Source organism: Burkholderia sp. Bp9012, assembly GCF_003853825.1.
GTDB classification, from domain to species: Bacteria; Pseudomonadota; Gammaproteobacteria; order Burkholderiales; family Burkholderiaceae; genus Burkholderia; species Burkholderia diffusa.
The window spans coordinates 183409-198445 of record NZ_QTQA01000005.1 but is presented as its reverse complement, the minus strand read 5'-3'; the positions used below and the strand labels follow the sequence as shown (position 1 = coordinate 198445).

Below are 15037 nucleotides of genomic sequence, written 5' to 3'. Positions count from 1 at the left end.
CCGTCCGCTGCAAAGACTCACCTTTTTGAATCAAGGATCCACCATGAACAATCCGTCATCAGATGGGCTGACGCTCGCCGAGCGCGCCTACCGGATTCGCAGAAACGCATTGCTGATGGGCGAGGTACAGGGCCAAGGCTATATCGGCCAGGCGCTCGATATCGCCGATGTACTCGCGGTTGCCTACTTTGGCGCGATGCGCTACCAGCCCGACAGTCCGGACTGGGAAGGCCGCGATCGCTTCCTGTTGTCCAATGGTCACTATGCAATCGCGCTCTACGCCGCGCTTTTCGAAGCCGGCTTCCTGCCACCGGAAGAACTCGAAACCTACGGCAGCGACGACAGCCGGTTGCCGATGTCCGGAATGGCGAGCTACACGCCCGGCATGGAGATGTCCGGCGGCTCGCTCGGCCACGGTCTCACGATCGCGGTGGGCCGCTGCCTGGGACTGAAGCGCAAGGGCTCGAACGCCTTCGTCTACACGCTCTTCTCCGACGGTGAACTCGACGAAGGCGCCATCTGGGAGGGCCTCATGTCGGCCGCTCACTGGAAGCTGGACAACCTGATCGCCATGGTCGATGTCAACAACCAGCAAGCCGACGGTCCGTCCTCGACGATCATGGCGTTCGAGCCGCTCGTCGAGAAGCTCGAAGCATTTGGCTGGTTCACCCAGCGGGTGGACGGCAACGACATTGACGCAGTGAAGGCTGCCTTCGATGCTGCACGCAATCATCCGAAAGAGCAGCCCCGGATCATCGTTTGCGATACCCGCATGGGCTGCGGCGTGCCGTTCCTCGAAGAACGGGAAAAGAACCATTTCATCCGCGTCGACGCCCATGAGTGGCAACTGGCGCTCGCAGCACTCGAAGCAGGGAGACAAGCATGAGCGATACCACTCTCACCACGAAGCCGCGCCTGAAGACCTCGGCGATGATCGCCTCTATTGCCGGTGAAGGACAGGTCACGCGTTCCGCCCCGTTCGGTCATGCGCTGGCCCGGTTGGCTCGGGAGAAGACGAACGTAGTTGGCATGACTGCCGACCTCGGCAAGTACACCGACCTGCACATCTTCGGAAAGGAGTTTCCAGACCGTTACTATCAGATGGGCATGGCCGAGCAATTGCTGATGGGCGCGGCCGCCGGTATGGCGCATGAGGGCGCCCAGCCGTTCGTGACGACGTACGCCGTATTCGCAACCCGTCGCGCGTATGACTTCATGCACCAGGCCATCGCGGAAGACAACCTCGACGTAAAGATCATCTGCGCACTGCCGGGGCTCACGACCGGCTACGGACCGAGCCATCAGGCGGCCGAGGATCTTGCGCTGATGCGCGCGATGCCGAACATGACGGTCATCGATCCGTGCGATGCGCTCGATACCGAGCAGATGGTGCCCGCGATCGCCGCGCATAACGGGCCGGTGTATGCGCGCCTGCTGCGTGGCAACGTTCCGGCCGTGCTCGATGAATACGACTATCAGTTCGAACTCGGCAAAGCCAAGCTGCTGCGCGACGGCGCCGACGTTCTGATCATCTCCTCGGGCATCATGACGATGCGCTCGCTGGAAGTCGCGAAGGTGCTCGAAGCGGACAACGTAGGCGTTGGCGTATTGCACGTGCCGACCATCAAGCCGCTCGACACCGAGACGATCTTGCGTGAAGCCCGACGCACAGGTCGCATGGTCGTGGTCGCCGAGAATCATTCGGTGATCGGCGGTCTTGGCGAAGCGGTCGCGACCTCGCTGCTTACGGCGGGCGTGACGCCAATGTACCGTCAAATCGCACTGCCCGATGAGTTCCTCGGTGCGGGCGCGCTGCCGACCTTGCACGATCGCTATGGCATCTCCACCCACGTCATGGCCAATACCATCAAGGGCTGGCTTGGTTGAGCCCACAGTGTTGTCCCGGCGCAGCACCACGGCGGACATCGCTTCGCCTGCGTATGAAACATGTCCTCGGCTAGCTTGAGCGGGGAGGGTGCGTCGGTTCCATCGACGCACCCTCCTGAAAAAGTAGGCTGCTGACATGTGTCGAGCAAAGCCTGCCCGACTGAAGAAGAGCGCTGACGGGCCGCTTGCCGCTTGTCATCGGCCTCTCGGAATGAGCGAGCGACTGGCAGCACCGGGTCGGCCGCGGTCGGTTGCTTTTGACCGCAGCCGGCCACGACCGCTCATTCGCCAGCGACTCCACATGGCCGTGCGGGCGTGTGTTGATACCTTGGTAACTGCGGCCCGGCCTCGATCCACGCCGCCTGCCACATGACCGAGACGTGGCGTGGCAGAAAAAACGGGCGATGCCTCATTTGCGATGCCCCTATCACCGGCTACGGTGCCGATGTGCTGCGCGGCTGTATAGCGCGCAGATATCGGGCTATCTCCCCCGCTGCGTCGCGAGCGCTACGCATTACACCGATGAGCGTGGCAGAGGCGGCGCCGCACCACTCGCCGTAGCCGACAAACCACAAGCGTTCCTCGTCGCTGGCTCGCGTCCCGTCTGTCCTCGGCAATCCGTTTGCATCGCTGATCTGTAGCGGGTCAAGATGTTTGAGTGCGGGGCGGAACCCGGTGCACCAGATCACGACATCGACGCGGGAATGCGTGCCGTCGCTCCACGCGACGCCGTCTGTATCGAAATGGCTGAACGGACGCATTGTGTGCAGAACGCCACGCGCACGCGCGTCCCGTACAGGTGGCACCATGACGATGTCGCCCAAACCACCTACCGGCGCCGTCATCGTGTGCCCATCGCGAAGAGCCTGCCATTTGGCTGTCGCGCGTTCGAACAAGACCCGGCCATCCACGTCGTCTGGAAGAAAAACCGGTTCCTGCAACGTCACCCACATGGCGTTGCAGACTGTCGATACCTCCGCCAGGATTTGCGCGCCCGAGTTGCCGCCGCCCACCACCAGCACATTTTGTCCGCGCAGATTGTCCGGATTGCGATACTGAGCCGAATGCATCTGACGACCACGAAAGATCTCGCGTCCAGGATAGTCGGGGACATACGGCGCGCTCCAGGTACCGGTCGCACTCACGATCGCCCCGGCGAGCCATTCCCCGCGATCGGTACTGACCAGCAACCCACCCTGAACGCGTGAAACGGATTCGACATGAACGGGGCGTCGGACAGGGATGTGATAACGCTCCTCATATCGCGCCAGATAGTCGATAACCTCGTTGCGCGACGGGTACCTGTCGTGTGATACGGGCATCTGCCAGCCTGGCAGCGAACTCCATTGCGCCGGCGAAAACAGGTGTAGCGAGTCCCAGGTATGTCGCCAGGCGCCTCCTGGGGCGCTTTGGTTATCCAGCACGAGATAGTCGAGCCCCGCGCGACGCAGAAAGTAGGCGGTGGCAAGCCCGGCCTGGCCACCGCCGATTACCACGACATCAATGTCTACAGGCATCCGCTTTCGTCCCATCTCATGATTCGGATTCCGGCGGTCACGCCGCCCATTGAGCTCAAAGGCGGTGGGCGGTGCACTGCACTACGTGGCCACCCGCGACGTAATCACGTGCTCGAGGCCAGCTGGCCCCACCGGTGCCTCGGCGAGCCACGGAATGAGTGCGGTGCGCTGCGCCAGATCGTCCGCCACGCGGCGGACGAACGGCACCTCGTAAGTGCCCCGCTGGCACAGCATCGGGTCGGTCGTGCCACTCGCCAGCAACGACTGGTTGATGACCCACGCGTACGGCGTAATTCCCGCGCGCGCGAGGTCGGCGCTTAGGCGTTCCGCTTCGTGAACCGGCGTGGCTTCCGGCAACGTGACGATCAGGATGCGGCTGTAATCCGGGTCCCGCAGGCGCGGCAGCAGTTGACGGACCGACTCCGGCATGTCGCCTTGTGTGCGCATCACTTCGCGGTGATAGGCCTCGGCAGCGTCCAGCAGCAGAATGGTGTGCCCGGTCGGCGCGGTGTCAAGCACCACGAAGCCGGACTTGCCTTGATCGACCGTGCGCGCGAAGGCCCTGAAGACGGCGATTTCCTCCGTGCAGGGCGAGCGCAGATCTTCCTCGAGCATCGCCCGGCCGCCCGCATCGAGGTGCGATGCCGCTTTGGCCAGCACCTCTTCGGTGTACTGCTGCACTTCGCGCGCCGGGTCGATGCGTGTGACGCTCAGGCGAGGCACGACGCCATCGACGGTGGCGGCCACGTGCGAGGCCGGATCGGTGGTCGAGAGGATCACGTCGTGTCCGCGCCCGGCCAACGCAACTGCGATCGCGGCTGCTACCGTGGTCTTGCCCACGCCGCCTTTACCCATCGTCATGATCACGCCGCGGCCCGCGGCCGACAGCTCGTCTACCAGGCCGCCCAGGCCCGGCGGCAAGGCGGTGTCGGGCATCCGGTGTTCGGTCGGCATGCGCACGCGTTCGGGATGCGCCATGTCGCGCAGCGCATCCAGCCCGACCGTGCCGCGCGGCAGAAACGGAATGCGCGTCTGAGGCAAGCCCGCCAGTTCGTGCGGCATGTCGGCCAGTGCCTGTTGCGCACGCCGGGCCATGGCGGTCGCAATCGCGTCGTCGTTACGATCTGTGTAGAAGAGTCCGTTGATCGCCAGCACCTGGTTGCAGATGCCGAGGTCGGCCAGTTCGTGCCGCGTGCGATTCGCTTCGCGCAGTGCTGCGACTTCGGGCCGGCTCACCAGCACGACGGTGGTCTGGGCTGCGCTCGACAGCCGTTCGACGGTTGCCGCGTAGAGCGCTTTCTGCTTCTCCAGTCCGGCCAACGGTCCGAGGCACGAGGCACCCCCCGTCGACGACGAGATGAACGCGTTCCACGCCGAAGGCAGCGTCAACAGGCGCAGCGTGTGGCCGGTCGGAGCGGTGTCGAAAATCACGTGATCGAAATCGGCCGTTGCGGCGGGGTCGCCGAGCAGTTTGGAGAATTCGTCGAAGGCAGCAATCTCGACCGTACACGCCCCGGAAAACTGCTCTTCCATGTTGCGGATCGCCGCGGCAGGCAAGACGCCGCGATACGGTTCGACCATCCGTTCCCGGTAGGTCTGCGCGGCCACTTCCGGATCGATGTTCAACGCGAACAGGCCCGGCGCGCCCGGCACCGCGGTCGGCAACTGACTCAGGCGGACGCCGAGCACCTCGTCGAGATTGGAGGCCGGGTCCGTGCTGACGATGAGCACCCGCTTGCCGGCATCGGCCATGGCAAGGCCCGTGGCACAGGAAAGCGATGTCTTGCCGACGCCGCCTTTTCCGGTGAAGAAGAGATATCGGGTCTGCGTTTCAGGAAGGGACATGAGCGTTCCTTAGCAGCAGCCCGAGCCCGGCGAACAGCAGCTGCCGGCCTTGATATGAGGCTTTTCCTCCGTCGTCAGCGCAATGCCGAGTTTCTGCGCAAGCTGCTGGCGCGACGGATACATCCCCGTCGAGACGATATGGCCGTCGACCACGAGGATCGGCAGCCGCTCCATGCCGGCTTCCATTTCCTTGACCACCGCGGCGTTGGCGGCGAACGCCTGCGGCGCGTGGCCCAGGTTGTAGCGGGCCACCGTCACGCCGTGCGCCTCGACCCACTTCAGATCGGCGGCGAATTGCGCCAGCACGGGGTCGACGTCTACGCCGCAAACGCCGGTCGAGCAACACATGGCGGGATCGAACACTTCGAGATTCTTCATGGCAGGCACCTTGGAGCAATTGGAATTCAGCGACTTCCACAAGCTCGGATGCGTCTGCGGACAAAGATGCGTGAATTCGGGCAGACCGCGGATCGCTTCGGGAATGAGGGTTCGCTCAATGCGTGTGAATCCGCGGCGCGCAAAAAAATTGAGGGCGGATTCATCGTTCGGAATAAGGTATAGCGCGCGCAGCGATCGCGTTTGCGCCAGCGCAATGGATGTGTCGATAAGTCGGCCACCCAGACCGGATGCGCGCAGCCGCGGGTGAACGGCGACCGAACGCAAAAGGGCCGCATCGCCAACTTGCTCCAGCCCGGCCACCCCGACGATCCCGGCGTCCCGTACGGCGACGTGGAAGCCGTCGAGGCTTTGCGCCGTGAGGTCGCTGGCGGGTAGCCCGCACAGGTCCAGCAACGCGAGGATGCCGCCGAAGTCTGTGGCGACTGCCCGGCGAATCTCATCAACGGGCGTGCTCATGCCAATTCTCCCTTACGTTCACGGTGTGTAAGTGTCTGCCGGATGATCAAGGTGATTTTTGTGCGGAGGCTGCCAGTGTAGTCCCGCGTGGTAACGGCAAACACCGGGTCGTAGAGGGGCGCCGGCGTCACGGCGAAAAGGGAGACGGCGTAGCAGATGGTTCCCCACGAGACAAGCTGGGCGATTGCCAGCGCCCATGTCACGGTGTTGTCGTTCTCGTTGCGACGGGGAGCGAAGGCCGGCATGCGGTCAATCCGTTTCCAGAGTTTGTCGATTTCCCCATCGATATCTTTCACGTCAGGCTCTCCGTTCTGTCATAGACCATCTGGCTCGACCATTGTGGTGCCTCAGCTTGCAGAGTGGTGACGGTACGCGTCTTGACGCACGTCAAGGAGGACCGGACTGCCCGTGCCATCATGGAAAGCCGTCTTCTGTGCGACCAGAACAGTGCGGGGACCGACTACCGACGTATGCGCAAGAGCACTACACCGGACAACATCGCTCTTCGCAAAAGTGAGGTGACGGTCATCTGCGATGTGACCGTGCGGACGTCCCCTTATAGGCCCAAAGCCGTCATCGGCCTCAGTGCTTGCAGAAGGACGGATATGGGTCGGCAGCGATCAGTTGCTTTTGACCGCAACCGGCCATATCCGGCCATTGGCATCAGCCGCATCAAGGGCTGCTCTTCGATCGAAAGCAGACGTCTCCGCTTGAACGGTGATTGGCCATAACGGTTCGACATTCTATCGATACGCTGCACCACGTGCGGCAAGATAGGTGCCATTTTGAGATTGATGCGCGGCTTAAGCATCTTGTCGACGGCGCGTCAACCGGCGCCACTCTCGCTGCACGCGAGTCGTCTCTGTTAGAGGCGTCGGGATAGAAGTGAACGCAACACTTTGAGATAAACGACACAACCGGATGCGAACGCAGAACAAGCGGAACCTGTCCACCTGAGCGCTTTGTCAGCGATCAGCGTCCCGAATCGAGTATGTGGATTCCCAGCCGCCACCGAGCGCCTTGCACAGCGTGACGAGGTTAGTGTCGGCGGTTGCCTTGCTCTGCTCGAGATTGCTCTGCGCCGCCACCAGCTGCTTCTGCACGTTCAGTACGTCGAGGTAATCGACCGCGCCAGCTTTGTACCGTTGCTGTGCGATCGCGAGCGCGCGCTGGTTCAGCGTTACCACGGATACGAGCCGATCGCGCCGGCGCTGTTCGGCAGCGTAGACGACAAGCGCGTCGTCCACCTCCCGCCATGCCTCGAGTACGGTACGTTGGTAGTTGATCGCAGCCTCCTGTTGTTGCGCTTCACGCAGGTGGAGCATTCCCTTGAGACGCCCGCCCTCGAAGATCGGAAGTGTAATCGACGGTCCGATCACGAACTGGCCCGATGCCCAGTTGGCGAGGCTCGACAGCTGCAGGCTCTGGAATCCCGCGCTGCCGTTCAACGAAATGCGCGGATAGAAGTCGGCCTTCGCCATTCCGATCGACGCCGTCGCGGCATGCAACTGTGCCTCCGCTCGCCGGATATCCGGTCTGCGCTGCACGAGTTCGGACGGAAATCCGATCGGCACCTGCTCGGGGAGCGCCGGAACGTCGCGAGACTCGCCGAACGCATGCCGCAGCGCCCCCGGCTCCTGGGCGAGCAACACGCCAATCGCGTTGATCGTCGTCTCGCCTTTCGCTTCGAGCGTCGGAATCAGGCTTTCAATCGATTCGGCCTGTGCTGACGCATTTGCGACGTCCAGCTCCGTCGTGACCCCTTCGCGTACGCGAACTTGCGCGAGGTTTACCGCGTCCCGGGCAATCTCGAGGTTCTGCCGCGCGATACGAAGCTGAGACTGCGTATCGCGCAACTCGATATAGTCGCGCGCAAGCTCGGCCCGGACCGACAGCAGCACCGCATTGCGGTCCTCGTATGACGCGTCGCTCAATGCGGTCGCCGCTTCGACGCCACGTCGAACCCGGCCCCAGATGTCGATCTCCCACGACGCATCGAAGCCCGACTGATACAGATTGTAGGCCGGCGAACCTTTGGACCCCGGCAATGCTGCCACGCCGACCGGCGAGGTTCCCGATGCCGATTGCGGTTGCGTCTGTGTCGGCGTGACGCCAAGCAACGACAATATCCCGTTCTCGCTTCCACGCTCGCGGTTATACGATGCAGCGCCGACGATGGAAGGAAGTTCCGCGGCACCGGCGACCCGCTGTTGCGCACGGCTCTGGCGCAGGCGCGCCGACGCCACCGCCACGTCCAGGTTCGCGTCGGCGAGCTGCTTTTCCAGCGAGTCGAGCACCGGATCGCCGAAGAGCGTCCACCAATCTGCATTGAATTGCGATTCGACGGTCTTGCTCGATGCTTGCGCCGCTTCCGTGCGGCTGAAGACATCGGGGGTCGAGGTTTTCGGACGCTCGAAGTCCGGACCCAACGTGCATCCCGCCATCACGAGACACGCGAGTATCGCCAGTACCGTCTCGCGGACGGAGAATTCGTTCGTATTCATTTCCCGTTCCCTCCCGCCGTCGGCGCATCGCGATGCTTGCCAACAGCTACCTCCGCTTCGACGGAAAGCCCGACGCTCAGTGCGGACGCCGCCTGCTGTCCGCGGTCGATCGTGATCTTGACCGGTACGCGTTGCACGACTTTGGTGAAATTGCCCGTCGCGTTGTCGGGCGCGATGGGCGCGAAGCTTACGCCGGTCGCGGGCGCGAGACCGTCCACGTGACCTCGAATCACCACGCCCGGAAAGCTGTCGACCTTGATGCGTACGCCGGCACCGCGCCGCATGTTGGTAATCTGGTTTTCCTGAAAGTTGGCCACGACATACGCGTCCCGGAGCGGAACGATCGCGAGAATCGCCGCGCCGGGCGTCACGAACGCGCCCACACGCGCGGAACGTCGCCCGATCTTGCCGTCGACCGGTGCGCGGATCTCGCTATAGGACAGGTTGAGCGTCGCCTGTTCCAGTGCCGCCTCGGCACGCGCCAGTGCCCCTGCCGCCTTGTCGCGCCCGGCGCGCAGGACGTCGAGGTTCTGCTCGGTCGCCGTCAACACGGCCCGATCGCGCGCTTGCTGTGCAAGCTGCTCGGCAAGCGTCGTCGCAGCATGCTGCTGCTCCTGTGCCGTCCCTGCACCAGCTTCCGAGAGATTCTGGTAGCGCGATGCATTGGCCCGCGCAAACGCGATACTGGCATCGTCGGACCGCAGCGTCGCGCGCGCCTGCTCGACGAGCGACGGCTGCCGTGCGATCTCGGCGTCGAAATTGGCCACGGACGCCTTGGCCGCGACCACATCGGCCTGGGCACTCAGCAATGCTGCGCGGAAGTCGCGATCGTCGATGCGTACCAGCAACTGGCCGGCCTTCACCGACTCGTTGTCGTCCACCAGGACATCGGAAATCTGGCCGGCGACGCGTGGCGCCACGAGCGTGAAGTCGGCTTGCACGTAGGCGTCGTTCGTGGATTCGGTTTCGGGTGCGGAAACGAGCCGTGCGCAGCCCCATACGGCCATGCCTGCCGCGACCAGGGATGCGGCAACGTAAGTGGTCTTGAACGGAAAACGGGTGGCGGTCGACATGATTTCGTCCATCAACGGGAAGGAGGCGGCGTAATGGTCCACGGCGGATAGATCCGCACGGGCAACACCGGAACAAGGAAAAGAAGTGCAACGGCGACGCCCGCCATCACGCGATAAAGATCGGCCGACGTCAGCACGAACGCCTGCTCGTGGACTCGGTGCGCAAGTTCGCCGAAATCATGAAGGCTGTCGATGCTCTGGTCCGTCATCGCCATGTGGTTGCCCAGGCGGTCCACCAGCACGTTCGAATGGAAGCGTTCGCGAGCGGTACCGACACCTTCGATCAGCGCAGTCGCCGCAGCGGCGGAGAACGTCTTCAGCGAATTGAACATGGCCGACGCGAACGGGCCCTCGGTCGGCGGCAAGCCCGTCGTCACGCCCATCAGGATCGACAGGATCACCATCGGCTGGGCGGCGATCTGTAACGACTGAAGCAGGTAGAAGTTGTCGCGAATCCACTCGGACGTCATCACGCTGCCCATCGCGCAGGTCGTTGCCATGAGGGCAAGGCCGATACCGAGCACCCAGCGGCGATCGATCTGCCTAAGGTTCAGCACGGCGGCGGTCAACGGCAGCGTGATCAGCAGCGGAAGCGCGACCAGCAGCGACAGCGGAGCCGTCTGCAGCGCTCTGTAGGCGTGAACCTTCGCGAGATACTGTCCCGGTATCGCAGCAACGCCGACCAGCAGCACCACAGCGCCCGTGAGCGTGAGGAGGCCGTGCGCGAAGTTGCGGCGGCCGAGCATCTGCAGCTTGAAAAAGGGCAGCGGGTGAAACCATTCGTTGACGAAAAACACCGCAAGCAGGAGCGCCCCGCCGGAAAACATCGCCCAGACGAAGCCGGAATTCAGCCAGTCGAGGCGATCGCCTTGCAGAAGACCGATCACGAGCATCGCCACGCCGGGAAAGCCGGTGAGGAATCCGATCCAGTTGAACGAACCGAACCGTTCGAGTTTCAGCGGATCGGCCGGAAGGCCGAACTGAATCGCCACACAGCTGCCGATCCCGAGCGGCACGATCTGAAGAAAGGCCATGCGCCAGCTGACATACTCCGTCCACAACGCAGCCAGCGGCGTGCCGAGCGCGGGCCCGAACGTCGCGGTCAGCGCGTAGCCTGCTAGCCCGTACAACTTTACCTTGGGCGGCAGATAGCGCAGCGCGACGATGATCAGCATCGGCGGCAGGCAGCCGCCCGCCACGCCCTGCAGCACGCGCAGCACGTACAGCGCGGGCAGGGTCGGCGCGATCGGGCAAAGCATGCCGAAGATCAACGTGGCGACGACGGCGCCGATCGTGAATCGCTTCAGCGTGAAGGTCATGCCAAACCACGGGGCGAACACCATCGTCGCCACGTTGGCGGCTTCGAACAGCGCGGTCAGCCACGTCCCGTCGTCATGTCCGATCGACAGTGCGCCTTGAATGTCGGCCATCGCCGCTGCGGTGACTTGTTCGTTGAGTATCGCCAGCAACGACGCGAACAGCATTCCGGTCAGGCCGATAGCGACACGCGGCGACAATGCAGCGTGACCGGAGCCTGTTTGCACCGGCGTCTGCGTGCTCCGCACCGGCGCGTGCGCCGGTGCGGGTATTCCGAGCGGCTCGCTCGTTCCGGTCGTCGAAGGGTTGGCGGAACTCATAGGATCCCTTGGCTACTGAGATTGGAGAAATGACGGCATGGGCGCGACGCCGTCAGCGTGCGGCCGGTTCATGGCGACGCGCTTCGTCGAAGTACTGCGGCGCTTCCCGGCGATCGAACATGCCGTACTCCCGCACGATGCGGATATGCCGAACGCGCGTATCGGAACGCAGATTCGCTCCGCGTTCGAACGCGGCGGCGGCAGCTTGGTCGCGCCAGGTCGCGACGACGATCACATCGCCGGGCGTCAACAGCGCGTCGAATGCGTCCCATGCAACGAGGCCGTGCGCCTGCGTGTCGAGCCCCAACCATCCGGCAACCGCTCGCGGACCTGCCTGCCTGGGCCAGTCCGGCGCGCACGTCGCGTCCAGCAGCGTGACGGCCTTGCCTGCGCCGACCTCGGTCACGTCGAGGCGCTGTTCCTGCAGGACCTGGCCTGCCGGAACACACGTATCGGCCACGACCTGGCCGATGCGCAGCTGGTAGTCGGAAAATATGCGATCGCGCGCGACCTGCTGAATGGTGTGGTGCTTCGTCGAGGTTCGCCAGCGCACCAGCGACTTCTCGTCGCGCCAGCTCGACAGCGACAGAAGCCATCCGTCCCGGGTCAGGCTTCCATAGCGCGTGTTGTCGACAAACCCGTCGATCTTCTCGAGTTCGGGCCGAAGCATCTTCGCCATGCCGAGATAGGCATCGAACTGTTCCGGTATCGGCTTGACTTCAAGCATTGCAGCAAACATGGCGGACTCCTTCATTCGGTTAGCGATACGGCGCAATGCGCAATGCGCGCGGCGCCTTTGATGCGGGCCGGTATCGTCGTGCTGTCGCAGCCACGCGGTGATGGAGTTCATTGTCGGAGATGAAGTGGCGCTCTCATAGCGCGGGCAGTTTCGGTTTTGGGCCAATGAGTGAGCGAATTGCGCCACGGCCGCAATGGACGTCTTCATTACCTGCACGACCGGAAAGACGCTGTTGCCGTCCGGCCGCAACGATCTGGCATCGGCGAACCGTGGGTGGCACGATCGGCCTGCTTCATGCCGAATGAAAATGGATCGATTGCGGCCATCCTGACGCGCTTTTGGGTCAGCCGAACGTGTGAAAGCTCGACGTGCAGCATCGCGCGCATACAATCGCGACGTAGGGATTCAATCGACCGCGTCGGGAGGCGGAATGGACAAGTTGCGCGAGATGGAAGTCTTTGTGGCCGTCGTCGACCGCGGCAGCTTCACCGCCGCATCGGAGAAGCTCGGCTTGTCGACGGCAGCGGTTTCGCGGGCGGTGCATTCGCTCGAAACCCGAATCGGCACGCAACTGCTGGCGCGCACGACGCGCTCGGTGCGGGCGACGGATGCCGGCACGACGTACGCCGATGCGTGCCGCAAGGTGCTCGACGTGATCACGGACGCGGAGGTGAATATCGCCACGGATCATGAAAACCCCGTGGGCACGCTGACCATTTCAGCCCCGGTGCTGTTCGGCCAGCGATTCATCGCGCCGCTGGTGAATGCATTCGTATTGCGTTATCCCGATGTCGACGTCAACGCCGTGTATGTCGACCGGACCACGCGGCTGCTCGAGGAGGGTGTCGATATTGCCATCCGGATCGGCCACTTGGGCGACTCTTCGGTATTCGCGCTTCCGTTGGGTGTCGTTCGGCGGCGAACGTATGCAGCGCCTGCCTATCTCGCTGCGCACGGAGAACCCGCGCATCCGCGCGACCTGCTCCATCACGACTGCGTGTCATGCACCGGCGTGTCGCTTCCGCTCGAGTGGGTGTTTCACGACAACGGTTCGCGAGTGCCCGTTCGACTTCGGCCGCGGATGATCGTCGATCTGGTTCCCGCCGCCGTTCTGGCTGCCGTCGATTGCGTGGGCGTGACCCAGCTCTTGTCGTATCAGGCTGCCCCGGAGGTGCGCGACGGCAGGCTTCGGCCAATCCTGACGGCGTTCGAGCACGAGCCGATTCCCGTAAGCCTGCTCCATGTCGAGCGGCGAGGCGCGAGCGGGAAGGTCCGGGCCTTCGTGGATTTCGTTACCCACACGCTGCGCAACAATGCAGAACTTCAGGGCACGGACGTGATCGCGACACGGAGCTCGCGGTAGGCGGCCACCAGCGAATCGAGGTCGAACGCGCGGTTCAGGCCGCTCGGATTCGGCAGCACCCATACACGCGCACCGCCGAACGTATCGGATTGCGCGCCCCACTGGATGTCGCGCTTGCCGGACATCGCCGCAAGGGCGGTCTTGCCGAGAAACGCGACGTACCTCGGCGCATGGTATTGGATCTTCCGCTCGAATCCCGATGCGGCCGCTTCGAACTCCGATCGCGACAATTCGGCGGCACGGGCCGTCGCACGCGAAACGGCGGTGGTGAGCCCGCAACCATATCGAAGCAGCGTGCGATCGTCATCGGGACGAATCCGTTCGGGCGAAAAACCGGCGAGGTGAACGACGCGCCAGAATCGGTTGCTTGCGTTCGAGAAATGATGGCCCGCCGAGGCCGAACCGAGCCCTGGGTTGATGCCGCAAAAGATCACCGACAACCCGCGTTCGAGAATGTCCGAGAGCGGCTGAACCGGATTGGCGTGACTCACGGATGCAATCGCCGTTGCGAATGCGAACCGGCCGCGTCTCCCGCACCGGCCTGCGCGTGCCGATTCGAATCGGCCGTGCTCCTGAACCGTTGCCGGTACTGTTGCGGCGTGACGTTGAGCCGCCGCGCGAACGTCGCGCGCATGTGCGTGGCACTGTGGAAGCCGCATTTGAACGCGACGGTCTTGAGCGGTGCATCCGACGTTTCGAGCAATGTCCTCGCGGTATCGACGCGAATCTGTTCGACGAACGCGGACGGCGTCACCTTTGCATGCTTGGCGAACAGCCGCGAGAAGGTCCGGCGGCTCACCGACACGGCGCTCGCGAGCTGCTCGATCGACAGCGTATCGGCGATGTGGTCGGTCACGTACTGGTGGACCTTGCCGATGATCGGGTCCTCGTCCTTGCCGGCCGAAATGAACGGACTGTACTGCGACTGCCCGCCTTCGCGCTGAATATAGACGACCAGTTGCTTCGCGATGCGTACGGCCATCTCGTGTCCCCAGTCTTCCGATACGAATGACAGGCAAAGATCGATGCCTGCCGTCACGCCGGCGGACGTAAACAGTCGCCCGTCCCGGATGAAGATGCTGTCGGGTTTTACGCTGGCCAGCGGAAACTCGTTTGCGAGGCGCGCTGCAACCGCCCAGTGCGTCGTCACGGCCTTGCCGTCGATCAGGCCCGCATGGCCGAGCAGAAACGTTCCGTTGCACACGGAGCCGAATCGCGTCGCGCCCCGTGCCTGGCACTGCAGCCAGCCGAGGACGTCGCCGGAGGGGCAGGCGTCCGGCAATTGCGGGCCGCCCGCGACCAGTATCAGGTCATATTGCGCGTCGAGATCCCCGAAGCCGAACTGAACGGACAACTGCATTCCGTTCGAACACGTCACGGTGCCGGCCCTCTTTCCGACGAGGGAAACCTCATACCTCTGATGAACAGGAAGATACGTGTTGGCTTCCGCAAATACGTCCAGTGGGCCTGCGACATCCAACGCCTGCACACCATCGAAGACGACAATGGCGACTTTCATTCCTGACCTTCAGCAAATAAGAGCCCGCTCGCGCGGAGGCACCACGTACCGCGACTGCTGCATCGCGTTTCGAGCCGGCGCGGCGACCTGGTGACGAG

Annotated in this window: 13 protein-coding genes; 3 read left to right on the top strand and 10 right to left on the bottom strand. The window is 63.5% G+C overall.

The window, feature by feature from the left end; genetic code table 11:
• Positions 1–43: 43 nt before the first annotated feature.
• Complete coding sequence (locus DIE11_RS08930) at positions 44–886, top strand: transketolase (RefSeq protein ID WP_124622955.1); 843 nt, start codon at positions 44–46, stop codon at positions 884–886.
• Entirely contained in the window at positions 883–1887 is a 1005-nt protein-coding gene (locus tag DIE11_RS08925) for a transketolase family protein (RefSeq protein ID WP_124622953.1), read from the top strand. The genes DIE11_RS08930 and DIE11_RS08925 overlap by 4 nt, the downstream gene beginning before the upstream one ends.
• Before the next feature lie 434 nt (positions 1888–2321).
• Here the strand turns inward: DIE11_RS08925 and DIE11_RS08920 are convergent, their stop codons facing one another.
• The 8 genes from DIE11_RS08920 to DIE11_RS08885 all read right to left on the bottom strand — a co-directional run bounded on the left by DIE11_RS08920 (position 2322) and on the right by DIE11_RS08885 (position 12057).
• Complete coding sequence (locus tag DIE11_RS08920) at positions 2322–3404, bottom strand: ArsO family NAD(P)H-dependent flavin-containing monooxygenase (RefSeq protein ID WP_124622951.1); 1083 nt, start codon at positions 3402–3404, stop codon at positions 2322–2324.
• Positions 3405–3485: 81 nt separating this feature from the next.
• Positions 3486–5249 carry an arsenical pump-driving ATPase gene (gene arsA, locus DIE11_RS08915; RefSeq protein WP_124622949.1) on the bottom strand — a complete coding sequence of 588 codons (1764 nt, stop codon included), beginning with the start codon at positions 5247–5249 and terminating at the stop codon, positions 3486–3488.
• Between the two features lie 9 nt (positions 5250–5258).
• Positions 5259–6104, bottom strand: coding sequence for an arsenite efflux transporter metallochaperone ArsD (gene arsD / locus DIE11_RS08910; RefSeq protein ID WP_124622947.1), 846 nt, complete (start codon positions 6102–6104; stop codon positions 5259–5261).
• Positions 6101–6400 (bottom strand): hypothetical protein, encoded by a 300-nt coding sequence (locus DIE11_RS08905; protein WP_185633735.1) that lies wholly within the window; start codon positions 6398–6400, stop codon positions 6101–6103. Before DIE11_RS08905 ends, arsD begins: the two co-directional genes overlap by 4 nt.
• Before the next feature lie 669 nt (positions 6401–7069).
• Complete coding sequence (locus tag DIE11_RS08900) at positions 7070–8608, bottom strand: efflux transporter outer membrane subunit (protein ID WP_124622945.1); 1539 nt, start codon at positions 8606–8608, stop codon at positions 7070–7072.
• Positions 8605–9681 carry an HlyD family secretion protein gene (locus DIE11_RS08895; RefSeq protein WP_124623168.1) on the bottom strand — a complete coding sequence of 359 codons (1077 nt, stop codon included), beginning with the start codon at positions 9679–9681 and terminating at the stop codon, positions 8605–8607. Before DIE11_RS08895 ends, DIE11_RS08900 begins: the two co-directional genes overlap by 4 nt.
• 11 nt (positions 9682–9692) lie before the next feature.
• Positions 9693–11318, bottom strand: a complete 1626-nt coding sequence (locus DIE11_RS08890) for an MFS transporter (RefSeq protein ID WP_124622943.1) — start codon at positions 11316–11318, stop codon at positions 9693–9695.
• A gap of 52 nt (positions 11319–11370) precedes the next feature.
• On the bottom strand, positions 11371–12057 hold the full coding sequence (locus tag DIE11_RS08885; RefSeq protein WP_124623166.1) for an antibiotic biosynthesis monooxygenase: 687 nt from the start codon (positions 12055–12057) through the stop codon (positions 11371–11373).
• A gap of 430 nt (positions 12058–12487) precedes the next feature.
• Here DIE11_RS08885 and DIE11_RS08880 point away from each other — a divergent pair, with 430 nt between their 5' ends.
• Entirely contained in the window at positions 12488–13420 is a 933-nt protein-coding gene (locus DIE11_RS08880; RefSeq protein WP_124622941.1) for a LysR family transcriptional regulator, read from the top strand.
• On the opposite strand, the gene mug is transcribed toward DIE11_RS08880, so the two are convergent.
• Both mug and DIE11_RS08870 read right to left on the bottom strand, forming a co-directional pair.
• Complete coding sequence (gene mug, locus DIE11_RS08875) at positions 13381–13911, bottom strand: G/U mismatch-specific DNA glycosylase (protein ID WP_059599029.1); 531 nt, start codon at positions 13909–13911, stop codon at positions 13381–13383. The two genes, DIE11_RS08880 and mug, sit on opposite strands and share 40 nt — an antisense overlap.
• Positions 13908–14939 carry a GlxA family transcriptional regulator gene (locus DIE11_RS08870; RefSeq protein WP_124622939.1) on the bottom strand — a complete coding sequence of 344 codons (1032 nt, stop codon included), beginning with the start codon at positions 14937–14939 and terminating at the stop codon, positions 13908–13910. Before DIE11_RS08870 ends, mug begins: the two co-directional genes overlap by 4 nt.
• Positions 14940–15037 lie beyond the last annotated feature (98 nt).

Coding starts and splice junctions, on each gene's coding strand:
- DIE11_RS08930 (WP_124622955.1), top strand. CDS start 44: ATGAACAATCCGTCATCAGATGGGCTGACGCTCGCCGAGCGCGCCTAC.
- DIE11_RS08925 (WP_124622953.1), top strand. CDS start 883: ATGAGCGATACCACTCTCACCACGAAGCCGCGCCTGAAGACCTCGGCG.
- DIE11_RS08920 (WP_124622951.1), bottom strand. CDS start 3,404: ATGCCTGTAGACATTGATGTCGTGGTAATCGGCGGTGGCCAGGCCGGG.
- arsA (WP_124622949.1), bottom strand. CDS start 5,249: ATGTCCCTTCCTGAAACGCAGACCCGATATCTCTTCTTCACCGGAAAA.
- arsD (WP_124622947.1), bottom strand. CDS start 6,104: ATGAGCACGCCCGTTGATGAGATTCGCCGGGCAGTCGCCACAGACTTC.
- DIE11_RS08900 (WP_124622945.1), bottom strand. CDS start 8,608: ATGAATACGAACGAATTCTCCGTCCGCGAGACGGTACTGGCGATACTC.
- DIE11_RS08895 (WP_124623168.1), bottom strand. CDS start 9,681: ATGTCGACCGCCACCCGTTTTCCGTTCAAGACCACTTACGTTGCCGCA.
- DIE11_RS08890 (WP_124622943.1), bottom strand. CDS start 11,318: ATGAGTTCCGCCAACCCTTCGACGACCGGAACGAGCGAGCCGCTCGGA.
- DIE11_RS08885 (WP_124623166.1), bottom strand. CDS start 12,057: ATGTTTGCTGCAATGCTTGAAGTCAAGCCGATACCGGAACAGTTCGAT.
- DIE11_RS08880 (WP_124622941.1), top strand. CDS start 12,488: ATGGACAAGTTGCGCGAGATGGAAGTCTTTGTGGCCGTCGTCGACCGC.
- DIE11_RS08870 (WP_124622939.1), bottom strand. CDS start 14,939: ATGAAAGTCGCCATTGTCGTCTTCGATGGTGTGCAGGCGTTGGATGTC.